This window comes from Arthrobacter sp. N1, assembly GCF_048288285.1.
Taxonomy (GTDB): Bacteria; Actinomycetota; Actinomycetes; order Actinomycetales; family Micrococcaceae; genus Arthrobacter_D.
Genome location: NZ_CP102608.1, coordinates 827,597 through 847,210, shown reverse-complemented (window position 1 = coordinate 847,210; position 19,614 = coordinate 827,597). Strand labels below are relative to the sequence as shown.

General features: G+C 69.8%; 14 protein-coding genes. 4 read left to right on the top strand and 10 right to left on the bottom strand.

Features of this window, described 5'->3' with window-relative positions; translation table 11 throughout:
- Positions 1-149 precede the first annotated feature (149 nt).
- Positions 150-1,229: a Gfo/Idh/MocA family protein gene (locus tag NVV32_RS03940; protein ID WP_422391466.1), complete on the top strand. Its 1,080-nt coding sequence runs from the start codon at positions 150-152 to the stop codon at positions 1,227-1,229.
- A gap of 80 nt (positions 1,230-1,309) precedes the next feature.
- Here the strand turns inward: NVV32_RS03940 and NVV32_RS03935 are convergent, their stop codons facing one another.
- The 5 genes from NVV32_RS03935 to NVV32_RS03915 form a co-directional block, all read right to left on the bottom strand.
- Entirely contained in the window at positions 1,310-3,316 is a 2,007-nt protein-coding gene (locus NVV32_RS03935; RefSeq protein WP_422391465.1) for a hypothetical protein, read from the bottom strand.
- Positions 3,317-3,401: 85 nt separating this feature from the next.
- Positions 3,402-4,475, bottom strand: coding sequence for a hypothetical protein (locus tag NVV32_RS03930; RefSeq protein ID WP_422391464.1), 1,074 nt, complete (start codon positions 4,473-4,475; stop codon positions 3,402-3,404).
- 134 nt (positions 4,476-4,609) lie between these two features.
- A complete protein-coding gene (locus NVV32_RS03925; RefSeq protein WP_055770008.1) occupies positions 4,610-6,832 on the bottom strand; it encodes an NADP-dependent isocitrate dehydrogenase in 2,223 nt (740 codons plus the stop codon).
- 171 nt (positions 6,833-7,003) lie between these two features.
- On the bottom strand, positions 7,004-8,608 hold the full coding sequence (gene purH / locus NVV32_RS03920) for a bifunctional phosphoribosylaminoimidazolecarboxamide formyltransferase/IMP cyclohydrolase (RefSeq protein ID WP_422391463.1): 1,605 nt from the start codon (positions 8,606-8,608) through the stop codon (positions 7,004-7,006).
- Between the two features lie 274 nt (positions 8,609-8,882).
- Entirely contained in the window at positions 8,883-9,827 is a 945-nt protein-coding gene (locus NVV32_RS03915) for an endonuclease domain-containing protein (protein ID WP_422391462.1), read from the bottom strand.
- 246 nt (positions 9,828-10,073) lie between these two features.
- Here NVV32_RS03915 and NVV32_RS03910 point away from each other — a divergent pair, with 246 nt between their 5' ends.
- Positions 10,074-11,426 (top strand): MFS transporter, encoded by a 1,353-nt coding sequence (locus NVV32_RS03910; RefSeq protein WP_422391461.1) that lies wholly within the window; start codon positions 10,074-10,076, stop codon positions 11,424-11,426.
- Positions 11,427-11,569: 143 nt separating this feature from the next.
- On the opposite strand, the gene NVV32_RS03905 is transcribed toward NVV32_RS03910, so the two are convergent.
- Complete coding sequence (locus NVV32_RS03905; protein ID WP_055770000.1) at positions 11,570-12,172, bottom strand: DUF6318 family protein; 603 nt, start codon at positions 12,170-12,172, stop codon at positions 11,570-11,572.
- A gap of 142 nt (positions 12,173-12,314) precedes the next feature.
- Between NVV32_RS03905 and NVV32_RS03900 the strand changes: the two genes are divergently transcribed.
- Entirely contained in the window at positions 12,315-15,029 is a 2,715-nt protein-coding gene (locus tag NVV32_RS03900; protein WP_422391460.1) for an alpha-amylase family glycosyl hydrolase, read from the top strand.
- A gap of 305 nt (positions 15,030-15,334) precedes the next feature.
- On the opposite strand, the gene corA is transcribed toward NVV32_RS03900, so the two are convergent.
- Together corA and purN are read right to left on the bottom strand one after the other, a co-directional pair.
- Complete coding sequence (corA, locus tag NVV32_RS03895; RefSeq protein ID WP_055769998.1) at positions 15,335-16,351, bottom strand: magnesium/cobalt transporter CorA; 1,017 nt, start codon at positions 16,349-16,351, stop codon at positions 15,335-15,337.
- Between the two features lies 1 nt (position 16,352).
- On the bottom strand, positions 16,353-16,958 hold the full coding sequence (gene purN, locus NVV32_RS03890) for a phosphoribosylglycinamide formyltransferase (RefSeq protein ID WP_422391459.1): 606 nt from the start codon (positions 16,956-16,958) through the stop codon (positions 16,353-16,355).
- A 56-nt stretch (positions 16,959-17,014) separates the two neighbouring features.
- Between purN and NVV32_RS03885 the strand changes: the two genes are divergently transcribed.
- Complete coding sequence (locus tag NVV32_RS03885) at positions 17,015-17,452, top strand: hypothetical protein (RefSeq protein ID WP_422391458.1); 438 nt, start codon at positions 17,015-17,017, stop codon at positions 17,450-17,452.
- Between the two features lie 12 nt (positions 17,453-17,464).
- On the opposite strand, the gene NVV32_RS03880 is transcribed toward NVV32_RS03885, so the two are convergent.
- Together NVV32_RS03880 and NVV32_RS03875 are read right to left on the bottom strand one after the other, a co-directional pair.
- Positions 17,465-18,745, bottom strand: a complete 1,281-nt coding sequence (locus NVV32_RS03880; protein WP_422391457.1) for a DUF6350 family protein — start codon at positions 18,743-18,745, stop codon at positions 17,465-17,467.
- 90 nt (positions 18,746-18,835) lie between these two features.
- The gene (locus NVV32_RS03875; RefSeq protein ID WP_422391456.1) at positions 18,836-19,588 is read right to left on the bottom strand and encodes a sulfite exporter TauE/SafE family protein; all 753 of its coding nucleotides are present in this window, start codon (positions 19,586-19,588) and stop codon (positions 18,836-18,838) included.
- Between the last annotated feature and the right edge of the window lie 26 nt (positions 19,589-19,614).

The window sequence follows — 19,614 nt, the reverse complement described above, 5'->3', positions numbered from 1 at the left end:
AGCGACAGCAGTCCTGAGGAGATGCCCCGGCTTCGGCCGGGGCATCTTTTCGTGCACCGGCCGGAGGGAAGGATGCACGCGAGTGCGGTTCCTCGCCCATCCGGCGCAGGCCGATGGACGCGGCACCCGTCAGCGGCAAGGATAGGTCCATGAACCCTCAGACCAGAATCGCCGTTCCCCCCTGCGCGGAAGCAGGCGCCCCCAGCCCGATCACGGCGACGGGCCGACCCCTGAAGTGGGGCGTCATCGCCACCGGCGGCATCGCCTCCAAGGTCACGGCGGACATCGCCCTGCTCGAGGATGCCGTGCTCCACGCGGTCAGCTCCCGCAGTGCCGAGAGCGCAGCAGCCTTCGCCGAGCGCTTCGGCTTCGCCACCAGCTACGGCAACGACGGCGACGTGGCCGGCTACCAGCGCCTCGTGGATGACCCCGACGTCGACGTCGTCTACATCACCACGCCGCACGGGCAGCACTACGACGTCGCGAAGGCTGCACTGACCGGCGGCAAGCACGTCCTGTGCGAGAAGCCCTTCACGATCAATGCCGTCGAGGCCGAGGAACTCGCCGCCCTCGCCGCCGAGCGCGGACTGTTCATGATGGAAGCGGTGTGGACCCGCTTCCTGCCGAGCGTGAACCGCGCCTGGGAGATCATCCACGCCGGCGAGCTCGGTGACATCCGGTGGGTGCAGGGCGATCTGGGCTTCGCGGCGCCGGAGGATCCGACGAGCCGGCTGTGGGATCCGAAGGCCGGAGGCGGCGCCCTCCTCGACCTCACCGTGTACCCGCTGACCTGGGCGCTCGGCTCGCTCGGCTTCCCCGATTCCGTGTCTGCGGTGGGCACCCTCAACGACGACGGCGTCGACCTGCAGGCTGCGGTCACGCTCAGCTATGGGAACGGAGCCTATGCGCAGCTGTCGTCGTCGTTCATCGCGTCCTGCCCGGGTCAGGCCACCGTCTGCGGGTCCGAGGGCTGGCTGAAGACCGGCGGCGGACCGCTGCACAACCCCCGGGAACTGACGATCAGTGCAGGGCCCGACAAGGTCCGCGTGGAGCACTTCGAGCAGGTGGGCGCCGGGTACACCTACGAGCTGCGCGAGGTGACCCGCTGTATCCAGGAGGGCCTGACGGAGAGCCCGACGATGCCGATCAGTGACACTCTCAGGACCATGCACCTGCTGGATGACGTCCGGGCGCAGATCGGGCTCCGGTACGCCAACGACGACGCCTGAGCCAACCGGCGCGCCGAAGGACGGGCCCCCGCAGCCACTGCTGCCGGGGCCCGTCCTTTCGTTCGTCCTGCCAAATCCGCCTAGACGGATGCCCTGCCGCGGCGCGCGAGCACCAGCCCACCCAGGCCACCGAGCACCAGGAGCGAGCCGAACAGGACGATGTGCTGCTCGGCGAAGCCCGTCGAAGCCAGCGCCGTCGGGGCGGTGACTGCCCCCGCCGCCTGGCCGGCAGCCTTGCCGGGTGACAGCGACGCGGCCGGAGCGGTGACCTTCACGGTGCCGCTGGCGACCGAGACGGTGCCCGGTGCAGGTGTACCTGTTCCCGTGGGGACTGGTCCGGGGGTCGTGGGGCCCGTGGGGGCCCCGCCGGTATCCGGATCTGCGGGATCGGTCGGGGTGGTCGGCGTCGTCGGACTGGCCGGGGTGGTCGGCGTGGTCGGAGTCGTCGGAGTCGTCGGCGTCGTCGGGGTGGTCGGCGTCGTCGGGGTGGTCGGCGTCGTCGGCGCCGTCGGCGTCGTCGGAGTCGTCGGCGTCGTCGGCGTCGTCGGCGTGGTTGAGCCCGTCCCGCACTCGGTGTTGCTATCCCCGATCAGGGTGAGTCCGTTGCATCCGATCACGACCGGCACGGTGATCACCGGTGTGATGACGTTCCCGTCGAGGATCCCGCCGTCCAGGATGCCCCCGCCGGTGTTTCCGCCGGTGTTTCCGCCGGTGTTTCCGCCGGTGTTTCCACCCGTCGTGCCCCCGGTCGAGCCGGTGGTGCAATCCGAGGAGCTGTCACCGATCAGGCTCACGCCATTGCAGCTGACATTCACCGGAACGGTGACCACAGGAGCGATCACATTCCCGTCGAGGATCCCGCCGTCCAGGATGCCACCGCCGGTGTTCCCGCCGGTGTTTCCGCCGGTGCTGCCACCCGTCGCGCCCCCGGCTGAGCCGGTGGTGCAATCCGAGGAGCTGTCACCGATCAGGCTCACGCCATTACAGCTGACATTCACCGGAACAGTGACCACAGGAGCGATGACGTTCCCGTCGAGGATCCCGCCGTCCAGGATGCCCCCGCCGGTGTTCCCGCCGGTGTTTCCGCCGGTGCTGCCACCCGTCGTGCCCCCGGCCGAGCCGGTGGTGCAATCCGAGGAGCTGTCACCGATCAGGGTCACGCCATTGCAGCTGACATTCACCGGAACAGTGACCACAGGAGCGATCACATTCCCGTCGAGGATCCCGCCGTCGACGTAGTCACCGGTCGGACCCCCCACGGTCCCACCCGTGCTGCCACCCGTCGTGCCCCCGGCCGAGCCGGTGGTGCAATCCGAGGAGCTGTCACCGATCAGGGTCACGCCATTGCAGCTGACATTCACCGGAACAGTGACCACAGGTGCGATGACATTACCGTCGAGGATCCCGCCGTCGAGGATCCCGCCGTCGACGAACCCACCGGTCGGACCCCCCACGGTCCCACCCGTGCCTCCGGTACCGGTCGAACCCGACGTCCCGGTCGACGATGAATCCCCGACCACCGACACCGAATTCCCCGACACGTTCACGGGCACCACGATCTCAGGAGAGATCACGTTCCCATCCAGCAGACCCCCGCCGAGGAGGCTGTTCCCGACTGGGGCCGGGGCAGGCACCGGGGCAGAACCGCTGGTCGAACCGGTCGAACCCGACGTCCCGGTCGACGATGAATCCCCGACCACCGACAGCGAATTTCCCGACACGTTCACGGGTACCACGACCTCCGGAGAGACCACGTTCCCGTTCAGCAGGCCCCCATTGAGGAGGCCGCCGTCCAACAGACCGTCGGATGAGCCCGCGAGGCCTGGAGAGGCGCCGGATGAGGCGCCGAGGGCCACCGCGGTGATGTCGATGATCGCCCCGCTGGTCGTACCCGCCTGCAGTGGCGCAACGATGGCGGCGGCAAGGCCTGCCTCCGCCCCCGCTGTGAATACCCCGGTGGTTGGCGCCGTCAGTGATGTCGTCGACGATGATGACAGGTCCGCAGCTGTCGCTGCTCCTGCTCCGAGGACGACGACGCCCCCGGCTAGGAGGACTCCGTAGAGGCCTCGCTGCACGCATGTACGCATGATGTTCTCCTGGTGATGAAAGTGGTGTGGAGGTGCGCGTGGCACCGTGAGCCGTCAGCCGCGCGAGAGCACGGCGAGGCCACCACTAATCGGGAGAAGAGCCGGGATCGAAACTGGGGCCGGACGGAAGGTCAGCGTTCGCGGGGTGACCGCGCCGTCCGGTCAGCAGGAGGACGACGAGGAATGCGGCTGCAGCGAGTGCCGCGAGCGGTGCCGCCGAACCCGCACCCGTCATGGACGACGTCCCGCCCGAGAAGGACGACAGGACGGTCGGGAGGGCCCCGGACGTTTCGTCGGTCGAGGCGACCCAGGCGGTCAGGGTCGCGCCCGCAACGCTGGTGAGTGGCTCGACCAGACGCTCGAGAACGGTCGATACCGGGGCCGAGGGAACGAGGTCAGCGGGAAGAGAGCCAATCGCTCCGATCGCCGCAGGGGTCGCGATCCGGCTCGCCGCCTGCGCGGGATCGGCCGAGGCGTCCCTGGTGACCGGAGTCTGCGCGGAGCCGGCAGTCGGCACGGCCGGCTCCGGAACTGCGACGGCTTCAACCGGTTCGGCGGGGACGGGCGCCTGCGGCACGACGGCGACAGGAGCGGTCACCACCGGGGACGGCAGCACGGCGACCGGCGGTACGGCCACTGGCACGGGCAGCGCCTCGACCACGGGGGCCACGATATCGGTCACGGGAGCAACGACCCCGAGTACGGGCTCGACGACGCCACCGACGGCGCCGTCCACGATGCCGGTCACCGGCGTGGTGATCCCGCTGACCGTTCCCGTCGGAACGATCTGTCCGACGACGGGCACCTGCGCAAGGGTCCGGTCCACCGTCGTCGTCACGGGTGACAGCACCGAGCCGACAGGCTCCGAGAGAAGCTGGGGCACGCGGGCGGCGACGTCACCGACGAGCGGAAGCACGGGTGTCTGCTGCAGACCTGTCGCGGCCACCAGCGGGGCAGCGGGCTCTGTGACAGCAGCGAGGGCGGGAGCCGCCGTCGTTTCGACGACGTCCGTCACGGACCCGAGCAGGCCGCGTTCGGCGGGGAGGTCGGCGGCGGAGGCGCCCGACGCACCGAGGGCCATCCATCCGAGGGCACCGGCGCCGACGAGGAGTGAGAGGCGCACAGAGGTGGCGAGAGACCGACGCTTCCGCATCTTCATCGCACATGCACCCCCAGGCTGAGACCGTGGTGCAACCATAGACCCGCGGAGTGCGGCCTGTAAATGACGGGTTTCACGAAGAAGCCGGTGGTCCGCACAAGCGGACCACCGGCTGTCGATCCCTCGGTGGGGTGTTACGGGGCGAGGATCGCGAGGACCTCGGTCAGCTTCGCGGAAGGGCGCATGATCTGACTGACCTTCGTGACGTCCGGGTGGAAGTACCCGCCGATGTCCGCCGGGCGGCCCTGGACCTCGAGCAACTCGGCCACGATGGTGTCCTCGTTGCCGGTCAGCGCCTCGGCGACGCGCGCGAAGCTCTCGGCCAGCGCCGCGTCCTGCTCCTGCTTCGCCAGCTCCTCGGCCCAGTAGCGGGCGAGGAAGTAGTGGCTGCCGCGGTTGTCGATCTCGCCCACGCGGCGGCTCGGCGACTTGTTCTCGAGCAGGAACGTCCCCGTGGCTCGGTCCAGTGTGTCGGCGAGGACCTGCGCGCGCTCGTTCCCCGTCGTCGTCGCCAGGTGTTCGAAGCTGACCGCGAGGGCGAGGAACTCGCCCAGGCTGTCCCAGCGCAGGTGGTTCTCCCTGACGAGCTGCTGCACGTGCTTGGGAGCGGACCCGCCGGCGCCCGTCTCGAAGAGCCCGCCACCGTTCATGAGGGGCACCACGGAGAGCATCTTGGCGCTCGTGCCCAGCTCGAGGATGGGGAAGAGGTCCGTCAGGTAGTCGCGGAGGACGTTCCCCGTCACCGAGATGGTGTCTTCGCCCTTGCGGATGCGCTCGAGCGTGAACGCGGTGGCGTCGACCGGCGTCATGATCTCGAGCGTCACGTCGTCGCTGTCGTTGGCTGCCAGGTACTCCTCGACCTTCGCGATGAGGTTGGCGTCGTGGGCGCGGCCCTTGTCGAGCCAGAAGACGGCCGGCGTCGCCGAGGCGCGGGCGCGCGTGACGGCGAGCTTCACCCAGTCCTGGATCGCGGCATCCTTGGTCTGGCAGGCGCGCCAGATGTCACCCGGAGCGACGTCGTGCTCGATCAGCACGGCGCCGTCGGCGTCGACGACCTGGACCTTCCCGGCGGCAGGGATCTCGAACGTCTTGTTGTGGCTGCCGTACTCCTCGGCCGCCTGGGCCATCAGGCCCACGTTGGGAACCGTGCCCATGGTGGTCGGGTCGAAGGCGCCGTTCGCGCGGCAGTCGTCGATGACGACCTGGTAGATCCCGGCGTAGCTGCTGTCGGGGATGACGGCGAGCGTGTCCGCCTCCTCGCCGTCCGGCCCCCACATGTGGCCGGAGCTGCGGATCATGGCCGGCATGGAAGCGTCCACGATCACGTCGCTGGGGACGTGCAGGTTGGTGATGCCCTTGTCGGAATCGACCATCGCGATCGCCGGGCCGTCCTCCATGCCCTTGGCGATGAGCTGCTGGACACCCTCGCGTACGTCCTCCGGGAGCTTGTCGAGGCCACCGATGATCGAGGCGAGGCCGTTGTTCGGGCTGAGGCCCGCCGTCGCGAGCTGCTCGCCGTAGGTCTCGAACAGCTCGGGCAGGAAGGCGCGGACCACGTGGCCGAAGATGATGGGGTCCGAGACCTTCATCATGGTGGCCTTGAGGTGGGCCGAGAACAGTACGCCCTCGTCCTTCGCCCGGGCCACCTGGGCCTTGAGGAAGGCGTTGAGGGCATCGGCGCGCAGGACCGTGCCGTCGAGCACCTCTCCCGCCAGCACCGGGAAGGCGCCCTTGAGCTCGGTGACGGTGCCGTCGGTGGCGACGTGCTGGATACTGACGGTCGTCTCGGCGGGGATGACGACGGACTGCTCGTTGGAACGGAAGTCGTCGCTCGTCATGTGCGCCACGTTCGTCTTCGACTCCGGCGTCCAGGCCCCCATGCTGTGCGGGTTCTGGCGCGCGTAGTTCTTCACCGACGCCGGGGCGCGGCGGTCCGAGTTGCCCTCGCGCAGGACGGGGTTGACGGCGCTGCCCTTGACCTTGTCGTACCGCGCGCGGACGTCCTTCTCCTCGTCGGTGGCGGGGTGGTCGGGGTAGTCCGGGAGGGCATAGCCCTGCGACTGCAGCTCGGCGATCGCAGCCTTCAGCTGGGGTACCGAGGCGCTGATGTTCGGCAGTTTGATGATGTTGGCGTCCGGCGTCTTCGCCAGGGCGCCGAGCTCGGCCAGCGCGTCAGCCACCTGCTGGTCCTCGGGGAGGCGGTCGTTGAAGAGCGCGATGATGCGGCCGGAGAGCGAGATGTCCCTGGTTTCCACCTCGACGCCCGCCGTGGACGCGAACGCCTCGATGATCGGCAGGAACGAGTAGGTGGCCAGCATCGGCGCTTCGTCGGTGTGGGTGTAGATGATCTTGGCCATGGGTGGCTTCTCCCTGGTGCTCTTGCGTTGTGCGGTCGGTTGGGGGTTGCCCATCTGCTCTAACCTACCGAGGTCCTTCGGGCATCACCTAACGGTATGCGCCCCGGAACGGCAGCGTTGACGGGCGCGGGTCGCCGCGCGGTGGTGTCAGCCCGGCGACCCGTTGAGGCGTCAGTGGAAGAAGTGACGGGCTCCGGTCAGGTACAGCGTGACCCCGGCCGCGTTCGCCGCGTCGATGACCTCCTGGTCGCGCACCGAGCCGCCCGGCTGGACCACGGCGCGGACGCCGGCGTCGAGCAGGATCTGCAATCCGTCGGCGAAGGGGAAGAAAGCGTCGGACGCGGCGACGGACCCCCGGGCCCGCTCGGTCCCGGCGAGGGAATTGGCCCGCTCGACGGCGAGGCGGCAGGAGTCCACACGATTGACCTGCCCCATGCCCACTCCGACGGACGCGCCGTCGGACGCGAGCAGGATGGCGTTCGACTTCGCGGCGCGGCAGGCCTTCCAGGCGAAGGCGAGGTCCGCGAGGGTCGCCGGGTCGGCAGCCTCACCGGCGGCGAGCGTCCAGCGTGCGGGGTCGTCGCCGTCGGCGTCGAGCGTGTCCGCGACCTGCATGAGCACTCCCCCGGACACCTGACGGAACTCGACCGGATTGCGGCCGTAGCCGTCGGGCAGCGTCAGGAGGCGGATGTTCTTCTTCTGCGAGAGGATCTCCACGGCTTCCTCGGAGAAGGAAGGAGCGATGACGACCTCGGTGAAGATGTCCTTCACGGTGGCGGCCATGCGCGCGGTCACCTCGCGGTTCGCGGCGATCACACCACCGAACGCCGACACGGGGTCGCAGGCGTGCGCCTTAGCATGGGCGTCCGCGATCGGATCCTCCGCGTCTGCGCTCCCGACGGCCACACCGCACGGGTTGGCGTGCTTGATGATCGCGACGGCGGGCTCGTCGAAGTCGAAGGCGGCGCGCAGCGCGGCGTCGGCATCGACGAAGTTGTTGTAGCTCATGGCCTTGCCGTGGAGCTGGTCGGCCTGGGCGATGCCGGGCGTGGCTCCCTTCTCGACGTACAGCGCGGCCTGCTGGTGCGGGTTCTCGCCGTAGCGCAGTACCTCGGACCGCTCGAGGGCGAGACCGGCGTACCCCGGGAAGGTGAAGGCTTCTTCGTCCGTGTCGAACTGCTCGGCCGTCCAGGACGCGACGGCGGTGTCGTAGGCCGCGGTGTGGGCGAAGGCGAGCGCGGCCAGCCGGCGTCGTGCCGTGAGATCGAAGCCGCCCTCACCGGCGGCCGTGACGACGTCCGCATACCGCGCGGGGTCCACGACGATCGCGACCGAGGGGTGGTTCTTGGCCGCGGAGCGGACCATGGCGGGTCCGCCGATGTCGATCTGCTCGACGACGGCGTCCGGCTCAGCGCCGGACCGCACGGTCTCGACGAAGGGGTAGAGGTTGACGACGACGAGGTCGAACGCCTCGATGTCGAGCTCGGCGAGCTGGTCGATGTGTTCCTGGCGGCGACGATCGGCGAGGATCCCGGCGTGCACCTTCGGGTGGAGGGTCTTGACCCGGCCGTCGAGCGTCTCCTGGAAACCGGTGACCTCGGACACCTCGGTCACGGGCACGCCCGCTGCGGCGATGCGCTGCGCCGTCGAGCCGGTCGAGACGATGGCGACGCCGGCGCGGTGCAGGCCCTGCGCCAGCTCCTCCAGACCGGTCTTGTCGAACACCGAGATCAGTGCTCGGCGGATGGGGACACGGTCGAGGTGGGTCAGGCTCACGCAGATCTCCGTCACATTGCTTCGCTGGGGGGTCGCCCACAAGTGTATAGGCGCCGCTCCCGGCGTCGAATGGTGGGGGCCGCGGCAGCGTTCCTGGCCTGCCGGCGGCGAGCGTCCCGGTGACAGGCCTCGCGCCGGGCTTCTCCCACCGGGTCTCGCGTCGAGAGGGCAGAAAAGACCGATGAATACGTCGTCCCCCGGTCTTTTCTGTCCTCTCGTCCTGGCGAACGTCGCAAGGGAGTCAGGCGGAAATCGCCGACGTCGGTGCCGCAGGTCACGCTCGCAGCGCCAGCGCCTGCCGGATCCGCTCCAGCCCGTCGTCGCGGCCGGCGCCTAGATGTCTCTTCGTGAAGCGCAGCACGATCCATCCGAGTGCCCGCAGGCGGTCGTCACGCTCGATGTCCCGCGCCCATTGGCGAGGGTCGGTGAGGTGGTGTTCCCCTTCGTACTCGAGGGCGATGCACCGCGCGCGGTACTGCAGATCCGGTCGCGACACGCGGCGCCCGGCGCTGTCCAGGATCCACTGGTTCACCTCTGGTTCGGGTAGTCCTGCGTCGGTGATGAGCAACCGGAGCAGGCTCTCCGGCGCGGAGTCGACTCCCGATCGGAGGAGCGGCAGCGCCTTTCGCGCGGTAGCCAGTCCCCGCGCGCCCGATCGCCGGGCAAGGACTGCCGCCAGCGCCTCGACGCTGCTGAGAGGGTCCGGTGCGTTGATGGCTGCGGGCCGCCGCGGAGCATCCCATCGGCGAAGCAGCGCGTCACCCAGTGCGACGAGTTCCGGAACTGGAAGTGTCGCGGCCAGGTCGCACCAGGTGCGTTCGGGCGAGGTGAGCGGCACCCCGAACGCCGTGACGACGTCGCCCGGGCCCAGCCTCGCGACGTGACCCACGACGCCGGACCTGCGCGGCCGCGAGCATCCCGTCGATCGGGTGAGATGCAGGAGTCCATCCACCGATCGGCATGGAAGCGGCAGCCCCCACAGGACCGCAGCCGTCTGGTGGCTCGCGACCGTGCCCGGCGTCAGCGCTGCGAGGCAGGCGACGACGTCGGACAGGTCGGCGGGTGCAGCATCGAGAACATGGAGGCTCCGTGTCGTGCGCCGGTAGTGGGAGCGGCGGAGCACACTGGCGGGGATCCCGAGGTCGCGGGCAGCCTCCACCGAGAAGCACCGCGTCGAGGTCAGGTTCAGCAGGGCCGTTGCGTAAGGATCTGTCGGCATCGCCCCATAGTGCGCCCGCGCATCGGAGCATCGACGTTCTCCACAGGGTCGGCCCAGTGATCGCCCGTCGAGAGGGCAGACATGACCGGCACAAGGGGTCATCGGCGGTCACGTCTGTCTTCTCGGCCCAGCCGCGGGCCCGGACAGCACCGGCCCCGGGCAAGGAACGACGTCGGCCATCCGGCGGCCCGCTCCCACCGGCGGCGGTACAGTTTCTGCAGTATCCGGCCCCTCCACGAAGGCATCATGAGCATCAATACGCAGCTCCCCACCGGCGACCAGGTGGTGCAGGATCTTCCCTGGCGCTGGAAGGTCCAGGGGAAGATCTTCCTCATCGGCGGCCTCGGCTTCATGTTCGACGCGTGGGACGTGACCCTCAACGCCTATCTGATCCCCCTGCTGATCGGCGACTGGGGCCTGACGTCCGGCCAGTCGGCGTGGATCGCCACCTCGAACCTGATCGGGATGGCCGTCGGCGCTTTCGCGTGGGGGTCGGTGGCCGACCTCATCGGCCGGAAGCGGGCCTTCACCCTGACGCTGCTCGTCTTCTCGGTCTTCACCGTCCTCGGTGCCTTCTCCCCCGACATCGTGTGGTTCTGCATCTTCCGCTTCCTCGCCGGGTTCGGCCTGGGCGGCTGCATCCCGGTGGACTACGCGCTGGTCGGGGAGTTCACGCCGCGGCGCCAGCGCGGGCGCGTCCTGACGGCGATGGACGCCTGGTGGCCCATCGGCGCCTTCCTCTGCGGCGTGGTGACGACGGCGGTCGTGGCGCAGACGGGTGAGTGGCGCTACGCGATGCTCGTCATGGTGCTCCCCGCCCTCCTCGTGTTCTGGGTACGGCGCGGGGTGCCCGAATCCCCTCTCTACCTCGTCCAGCGGGGACGGCGCGAAGAGGCGCGGGCCGTCATCGACGAGCTCGTGGCCCGGACGGGAGGCGGGCAGCGCGAGTGGCGCCTGCCCGAGCCTGAGGAGACACCGAAGCTCTCGATCGGCAGCATCTCCGGGCAGCTGACCGGCCTGTGGCGGTACAACTGGCGCATCACCCTGACCGCCTGGAGCCTCTTCCTCACGATCCTGCTGGTCTACTACGGCGCACTGACCTGGATGCCGCGCATCCTCATCGCCTCCGGCTACGCGCAGTCCGTCGCCTTCATCACCACCACGTTCATGACCGGAGTCGGCTTCCTCGGCGTGATCGCGGCCGCGCTGCTGGTGGAGCGCGTGGGCCGCAAGTGGCTGCTCGCGATCACGGGCCCCGGGTCCGCGGCGCTCCTCGTGGTGTTCGCGCTCACGCTCGACCTGCCCGCGGTCGCGACAGCATGGCTGCTGGCCTTCGGCTTCGTGGTGCAGGTGGCCATCCCCGTGCTCTACACGTACGTGTCGGAGCTGTATCCGACCGACCTGCGGGGCAGCGGGTTCGGCTGGGCCTCGACCATCTCGCGCATCGGGGCCGGTCTGGTCCCGCTGATCTTCGGCAGCCTCCTCTGGCCCTACCTCGGCCTGCCGCTCACCTTCGCGCTGACGGGCGGCCTGGTGCTGCTGGCGGTCCTCTTCATGGCGTTCAACGCCCCCGAGACCCGCGCCGCCACACTTCCCTGACGGGCGGCCTGGTGCTACTGGCCGTCCTCTTCATGGCGTTCAACGCCCCCGAGACCCGCGCCGCCACACTGCACTGACGGGCGGCCGATCCTTGCCGGCAGGAGTTTGCCACCCGCGCGGGTGGCAGCCTCCCGTCGTCGTGATCAGGCCTCGGGCAGTTCCGCGTCCGGCGTCTCCTCGAGCGACGCGACCTTCCACGCGCCGTCGTCGAACCGGACGGTCGCCGTGTAGATGGTGCCCTCCGGCGTGAAGGGGCGCTGCTCGGCAACGGAGCCGTCCTCGGCGAACTCGGTGTAGGCGTCGGGGTTCACCGGGATCAGGGCGGTGACCTCCGCTCCTTCGACGACCTCCTCCTCGGGCGTGGTGAGGAGGACGTTCTCGACCTTGGGCTGGCCACCGAGGACCCAGCCGCCGTCGTCGTACACGCCCTGCAGCCGCTCCGCCTCCGCCTGCTCGGAGGCGGCGCCGTCGAGCTGCTCGAGCATCGCCGCGGCGTCCCCGGTCTGCAGGACGTAGGCCTTCAGGTCGAAGTAGTAGTAGAGGAACGCACGGGCGCCGTCGGCGGTGGGCTCCCCCACCAGGTCGTTCGTCGCTGGCCGCTCGATGTTGACGGCGGCCGCGGAGGAGCTGGCCGGCGAGGGGCGGGTGTCCGCGGAGGCGGCGGGTGCCTGCTCGGCGGTTCCGGCGCACCCGGTGAGGGCGAGCAGGGTGATGGCTGCGGCCACGGTGCGGCGCGTGCTGTTCATGATGGTCCTGTCGAAAGGGGAAAGTAGCCTTAGGCACCTTATCGCGCGCAGCGCTGGAGATAAGTTTCACGTAATTTGCGCCCAAGGATTGACTCCCCCTGTGACGTGGGACACGCTGGTCCCACCCCACGAAGGAGACCCTGTGAGACCCCGCCACGCCACCGTCGTCGTGCTGACCGCCCTCGTCGCCGGTTCGATCACGACACTGCCCGCCGCCGCCGCCCCGAAGGAGCCCGGGAATCCCCCGGTCACCGCCCAGCACTCCCTCCGAACCGCCGTCACCGACGAGAACTTCTACTTCGTCATGGCCGACCGCTTCCAGAACGGCAGCACAGCCAACGACGACGGCGGGCTGGGAGCCAATCCGTCGGTGTCCGGCTTCGACCCCAGCCGCAAGGGCTACTACAACGGCGGAGACCTCCAGGGCCTGCTCCAGGAGCTCGACTACATCCAGGGCATGGGCACCACGTCCATCTGGCTCACTCCGAGCTTCAAGAACCGTGCTGTCCAGCCCGAGGACAACTCCGCGGGCTACCACGGCTACTGGATCACCGACTTCACGCAGATCGACCCGCACCTCGGCTCCAACGAGGACCTCAAGGCACTCATCGACGCCGCCCACCAGCGCGGGATGAAGGTCTACTTCGACATCATCACCAACCACACCGCGGACGTGATCGCGTACGACGCCGGCGAACGGGCGCCCTACGTCTCGAAGGACGAGGTGCCCTACCGCGACGCCGAGGGCAACGCGTTCGACGACCGCGACTATGCCGGTACCGACACGTTCCCGGAGCTCGACCCGGCAACCTCCTTCCCCTACGTCCCGGTGGTCCCCGAGGCCGACAAGGACCTCAAGGTACCCGCATGGCTCAACGACACGACGCTCTACCACAACCGTGGCGACACGACCTTCGCCGGTGAGGACTCCTTCTACGGAGACTTCTTCGGCCTCGACGACCTCGCCACCGAGAACCCGCGCGTGGTCGACGGCATGATCGACATCTACAAGACCTGGATCGCGGACTTCGGCGTCGACGGGTTCCGGATCGACACCATGAAGCACGTCAACGACGAGTTCTGGCAGGCCTTCGGCCCCGAGGTGCTGACCTACGCCCAGGAGCAGGGCAAGGACGAGTTCTTCATGTTCGGCGAGGTCTTCGACACCACCAAGTCCTTCACCTCGCAGTTCACCACGCGCAACAGGATGCAGTCCGTCCTCGATTTCCCCTTCCAGGCGGCAGCCCGCGGCTACGCATCGCAGGGTGCCCCGGCATCAGACCTCGAGACCTTCTTCGCGGGTGACGACTGGTACACCGACGCCGACTCCAACGCGTACAGCCTGCCCACCTTCCTCGGCAACCACGACATGGGGCGGATCGGCGGCTTCATCGCGGCCGACAACCCGGGCGCCGCCGAGGACGAGCTGCTGGCACGGGACACACTCGCCCACGAACTGATGTACTTCTCCCGCGGCAACCCGGTGATCTACTACGGCGACGAGCAGGGCTTCACCGGACCGGGCGGCGACCAGGACGCCCGCCAGACGCTGTTCGCGAGCCAGGTCGGCGAGTACCTCGACGACGACCTCCTCGGCACCGACGCCACCCACGCGACCGACAACTTCGACACCACCCATCCGCTTTACCGGGGCATCGCGACGCTGGCCGATGTGACGGCGGAGCATCCGGCCCTGCGCGACGGCGCCCACCAGCACCGGTACGCCTCGGACGGCCCGGGTATCTACGCGTTCTCACGCACCGATGCGACGGACCAGCGCGAGTACGTGGTGGCACTGAACAACAGCACCGAGCCGAAGACGGCCGCGATCCCCACCTACGCGGGCAAGCGCTCCTTCGGCCTCGTCTACGGCGACGCGGCGAAGCGCGTACGGTCCGCCGCTGACGGCACCCTCAGCGTCACCGTCCCCGCACTGTCATCCGTGGTCTACGAGCTCTCGGGGAAGATCCCGAACTCCAAGGCCGCGCCGGCCATCAGCCTGCAGCAGCCGGCACCCGCCGCCGAGGACAACGGCCGCATGAGGGTGGCCGCCGACGTCGCCGGTTCCTCGTTCTACGAGGTCACCTTCGAGGCGCGGACGCCAGGATCGGGCTGGACGAACATCGGCACGGACGACAACGCGCCCTACAGCGTCTACCACGACACGAGCGCCCTGCCCGCAGGATCGGCCGTGGAGTACCGCGCCGTGGTCCTCGACAACGCACGCCACACCCGGACCTCGACGACGGCGCCGGCTACCGTGCCGCAGCCGCGGCTGACGATGGGCCTGCCTGCCGAGGGCACACAGGTACAGGGTGACGTCGAGGTGACCGCCACCGCGAGCCCGGAGAACTCCGACTACGCCGTGACGCTCGAACGCAGCATCGCGGGCGGGGACTGGGCAGCGATCGGCACCGACGACTCGTCACCGACCTACACCGCGGTCGACGATCTCGCCGCACTGGACCTCGCGGAGGGCACCCAGGTGCAGTACCGGGCGGTGCTCGGCACGTCGGTGAGTGACGTCAGGACCGTGACCGTCGGCTCCCTGGTGGACCAGCCGGGCACCGTGGCGGTCGCCGGCAGCCTCGACTCCGAGCTCGGCTGCGGGAACGACTGGGATCCCGCCTGCGACGAGGCGCAAATGACGTTCGACGACGCCACGCAGACCTGGGTCCTCGAGGTCGCAGACCTGCCGGCCGGGTCCTACGAGTACAAGGCGGCACTCGATCGGAGCTGGACCGAGAACTACGGCGCCGACGGAGCCTTCGACGGCGCCAACATCGCCCTGACGCACCCGGGCGGTCCGGTCACCTTCGTCTACGACCACCGAAGCAAGGTGATCGGCACGCGCTGACCGTCCCGCACTGCGGCAGGAGCACGGCCGGGGCCCTCGGGTCCCGGCCGTCCCCGTGTGCACCGACGCCCTCCCTCGGGGGGCCTTCCCGAACGGGGTGCCCGACGACGAGCGGCTCGGGCTCGCGGCCCGCAGGTGGAACACGGCCGCGTCGAACCCGGCGTGCCGGCGGACACGGCGAACCGTCGGCTCCGAGCGGCACCTGAAGCGGTGGCCCGAGGAGCTCCTGCCGGAGCGTCCCGGTGTACCCGCCGACCTGGCGCGCAGGCAGCAGGAGGCCGATCGGGCGGTGGCCCCGGGGTGTCCTAGAGCCAGTCGTTCCGCTTGAAGGTCCACCACAGTCCTACGCCCATCGCCGCCATCAGCAGGAGGGCAAAGGGGTAGCCGAGCAGCCAGTGCAGCTCGGGCATGACGTCGAAGTTCATGCCGTAGATCGAGGCGATCAGGGTCGGCGCGAAGAGGATGGCCGCCCAGGAGGAGATGCGCTTGACCTCCTCGCCCTGGGTGAGGGAGGTCTCCGTGAGCCGGGTCATCTCCTCGTTCTGGCGCTGCGCCACGAGTGTGGAGTGGACGGTCAGCGCATTCTGCAGCAGCGTCCGGAAGGTGTTGATGCGCTCGACGACGCGGATCACGTGGTCCTGCACGTCGCGCAGGTTGCGGCTGAGCTCGGCGTCCATCTGGTACTTGTCCGAGCCCCGGAGCAGCAGGTCCATCATGCTCTGCAGTGGTTGCGCGGCACGCTGGAAGAGGATCACCTCGCGGTGCAGCTCGTAGATGCGCCGTGACACGTCCGGCGCTCCCCCGAACAGCTCGTTCTCGATCTCGTCGATGTCGTTCTCCAGACCCAGCACCACCGGCTCGTACTCGTCCACCACCTGGTCCAGCAGGGCGTAGAGCACGGCCTGGGGGCCGGTTCCGAGGAGTTCGGGGTCCGCTTCGAGGCGGCGGCGCACGATCCCGAGGTCCGGCGATTCGGCGTGGCGGATCGTCACCACGAAGTCGCGGCCGATGAAGACGTGCAGTTCGCCGAACTCCACCTTCTCCTCCGCGTCGAGGTAACGGGCCGGCCGGAGGACGACGAACAGGGTGTCCTCGTAGCGTTCGAGCTTGGCGCGCTGGTGGCCGTTGGTGGCGTCCTCGACGGCCAGCGGGTGCAGGCCGAACTCGGCGGCCACAGCGCTGATCTCCGCGGCCTCGGGACGGTAGAGGCCGATCCAGCCCATACCGCCGCTGTCCCGCATGAGCTCGAACGTCTGGTCGAGGGTCTCGGGGTTGATGCGCTTCCGGCCGTCGACGTAGACGGCGTTGGCGACGAGTGGCACCTCAGGCACCCACCGTGTCGTCGGAGGCCGGTCCTCCGGTGTCGGCGTCGGCGGCGAGCGAGCGCAGCGTCTCGATCAGCAGCGCGCGCTCCTCCACCTTGATGCGCTCGTGCAGGGTCTCCTCGGTGTCACCGGGCAGGACGGGGACGGCGGTCTGGGCCAGGATGGGCCCCGTGTCCACGCCGGCGTCCGCGATCATGACCGTGCAGCCCGTGACCTTGACCCCGTAGGCGAGCGCATCGCGCACGCCGTGGGCACCGGGGAAGCTCGGCAGGAGTGCGGGGTGCGTGTTCAGGTAGCGGTTCGGGAAGCGGTCGAGGAAGTGCTGGTCGACGATCCGCATGAAGCCCGAGGACACCACGTAGTCCGGCTCGTGGGCCGCGACGGCCTCGGTCAGCGCCCGGTTCCAGCCGGACCGTTCGGCGTGGCTCCGGAAGTCCACCTCGAAGGTGGGGATGCCGGCGTCGGCTGCCCGTCGCACCCCGCCCGTGCCGGGACGATCGGCACCCACGGCGGCGATGGTGATGTCCAGGGACCCGGCCAGGACGGCGTCGATGACGGCTTGCAGGTTCGATCCGGTGCCGGAGACGAGGACGACGATGCGCATGGCTCAACCTTAGGGTCTGGCCTCGCCTAGGGTTGAACCATGGCAACGGAGCGACGATGACGCAGCACGGCACGGGACAGCGGGGCGCGGGCCCGTCGGGAACCGGGGGGACGGGGCACGACGGCGGCTCCGGCGGTGCCATGGCGTCCGCCCGGCTCTGGCTCCGGCTCTTCCTGCTGGCCCTCCTCCTCGGCGTGCTGACCAGCAGCCTCGTGCTGCCGTGGAAGGTCCTCACGCTCGTGCTCTCGCTCTTCGCGCTGGCGGCCGGCGTCGTCGCGCTCGTCAAGGCGATCAGGCTCAAGCTGCCGAGGCTCGTGGTCCTGGCCACCTCGATGGGGCTCGCAGCCGCGCTCTTCCTCGCCGCGGGCACAGCCGCCTCGGTACTGCTCTGGTCCGTGACCAGGACCTACGAGGACTGCATCGCGCGCGCCCTCACCCTGCAGGCCCAGGAGGACTGCCAGGACGGGCTGAAGCGGCTCGACGGCCTGGGCTGAGCACGGGCGGGCTCAGCGGCGGCGCGGTTCCCGCTCGAGCAGGGGCCCGACGGCGTGGCCCAGCAGCGCTCCCACGGCCACCTCGGCGGCCAGCCACAGACCGACGACGAGCGGGTCCGGGCCGAGGTCCGTGAACCGCCCGAGCCCGAGCGAGGCCCGCGACAGCAGCGCCACGACCGCACCACCAAGACCCGCTGTTGTGCCGATCAGCACCGCGAGCGCCAGGGTGGACGCCGTCGCGGTGAGCCAGCGGCGGGGACTGTGGAGGACGAGCCATTCGTCGAAGTGGTTCTCGCCTTCCCGGAAGAACCACCATCCCGCGAGGAGTCCTGCGAGGACGGGGATCGCGAGGGCCGCGTAGCCGTACTCGAGCGTTCCGGCCGGCAGTGCCCCCAGGATCGGCAGGGCGGGCAGCGGCCCGACAGCGCTGCCGAGCGGCGTGAGGGAGCTGCCCGTGCCGAGGGCGAATCCTGCCCCCGTGGACCAGGACATGGTCCAGACAGCGAGGTTGGGCAGGAGCCCGAGCTGGAACAGGGTCACCACGGAGGCGCCGGCGATCCCGCCGTCGAGCCGTTCGTAGACGGCCGCGATGCCCGCCCAGCTGAGGCCGATCGCCACCGCGAGGAGTGCCGCGGAGAGGGACAGGGCCACCAGCACGGCCAGGAACCCGGAGCGGAGGACCGACCAGGCGTAGGAACCGGCCCAGCGGGAGTGCTGGCTCGTCCGCCCGACCCAGGCGGCGAAGTCCACCCCCACGAGGCGGCTCCAGGCCCCCGCCTCGCGGTAGGCGCCCGTGATCAGCCCGATCCCTGCGGCGACCGGGGGGATCAGCGCGCCGGCAGCCAGTGGCGCGGCGGCATCAGGGGTGGTGGACAGGTACGCCACCCCGGCCCCGATGGCCGCGTAGGTGAGGAGCGCACCGAGCAGTGCCTGCCAGAGCTGGTCCGTGTAGGAGGCGCGGGCTAGCCGGCGCCCGGCCCGCCAGGCCAGCAGCAGGGGGATGAGGATGAGCCCGAGCGGCACCACGTGCAGCAGTCCCGCCATCGCCCGGTCCCCCGCGACGCCGGCCGGGAACTGCAGGACCAGGGGCACCCCGTGCATCACGAGCCAGCCCTGGCCGGCGAGCCGCGCGGCGGCTTCGGGGCTGCGGTCGGCGAAGCCCCCGGTCAGCCACACCGCGGCGACCGGGAGCACGACGAGCAGGGCCGAGATCACGGCGGCCTGCCCGAGCTCGAACACTCCCTGCAGCCACAGGGGCATGGGAAGGGCACGGGGTTTGGTGGGGAGTTTCATCACCTCCAATGGTGCCACCGGCGGGTGTCGCGGCCGGCGAGCGACGCGGAGCGGTCCGGGGTTGCACGGGCCGGCAGGCGGGCCCGTACCTCAGCCGAGGATGTCCACGAGCCCCTTGATGACGGCGAGGCCCGCGCCGATGAAAGCGATGACGACGACGAAGAGCCGGGCCTGATCGTCGCGGACGAACCGGGCGAGCTTCTCCCCCGTGAAGATGCCCGCCACGATCACCACCCCGATAGCGATCCACATCCAGGGCGCCAGCACGGGCGCCTGGGACGGATCGAGCAGCAGCTTGGCGACGAGCGTGACGGTGCCGATGCACACGAAGAACGGCTGGAGCGTCGCTGCGAACTGCCGCTGCGGCCACCGCGACAGCAGGGCGTAGGCACTGACCGCCGGGCCGCCGACGCCCGCCATCGAGTTGGTGAGGCCCGCGGTGAAACCGGCGACGACCTTCGGGGGGTTGCCGCGCACCACCACGTCGGAACGCTGCAGCACCAGCGAGATGGTCAGTGCCACGAGCACCACCGCGCCCACGGTGACGGACAGGGGCGCCGAGGGGACGGCGACGGCGAGGAAGGACCCGGGGACGGATCCGAAGAGCGAGGGGACGACGAGCCAGCGGAACATGCTCCAGTCGATGTCCCTCCACACGCGGCCCACGATGATCGCGGAGGAGACCACTCCGCAGATGTTCACCAGCAGGACGCCCGCGTGCGGTCCCAGGATGATGACGAGGAACGGGGCGATCAGGAGGGCGAACCCGAGTCCGGCGATGCGCTGCGCCACGGCCCCCACGAGGATGGAGGCGAGCACGATGAAGAAGATGCCGAGAGTCACCCCAGTTACAGTACGCCGGGGCAACC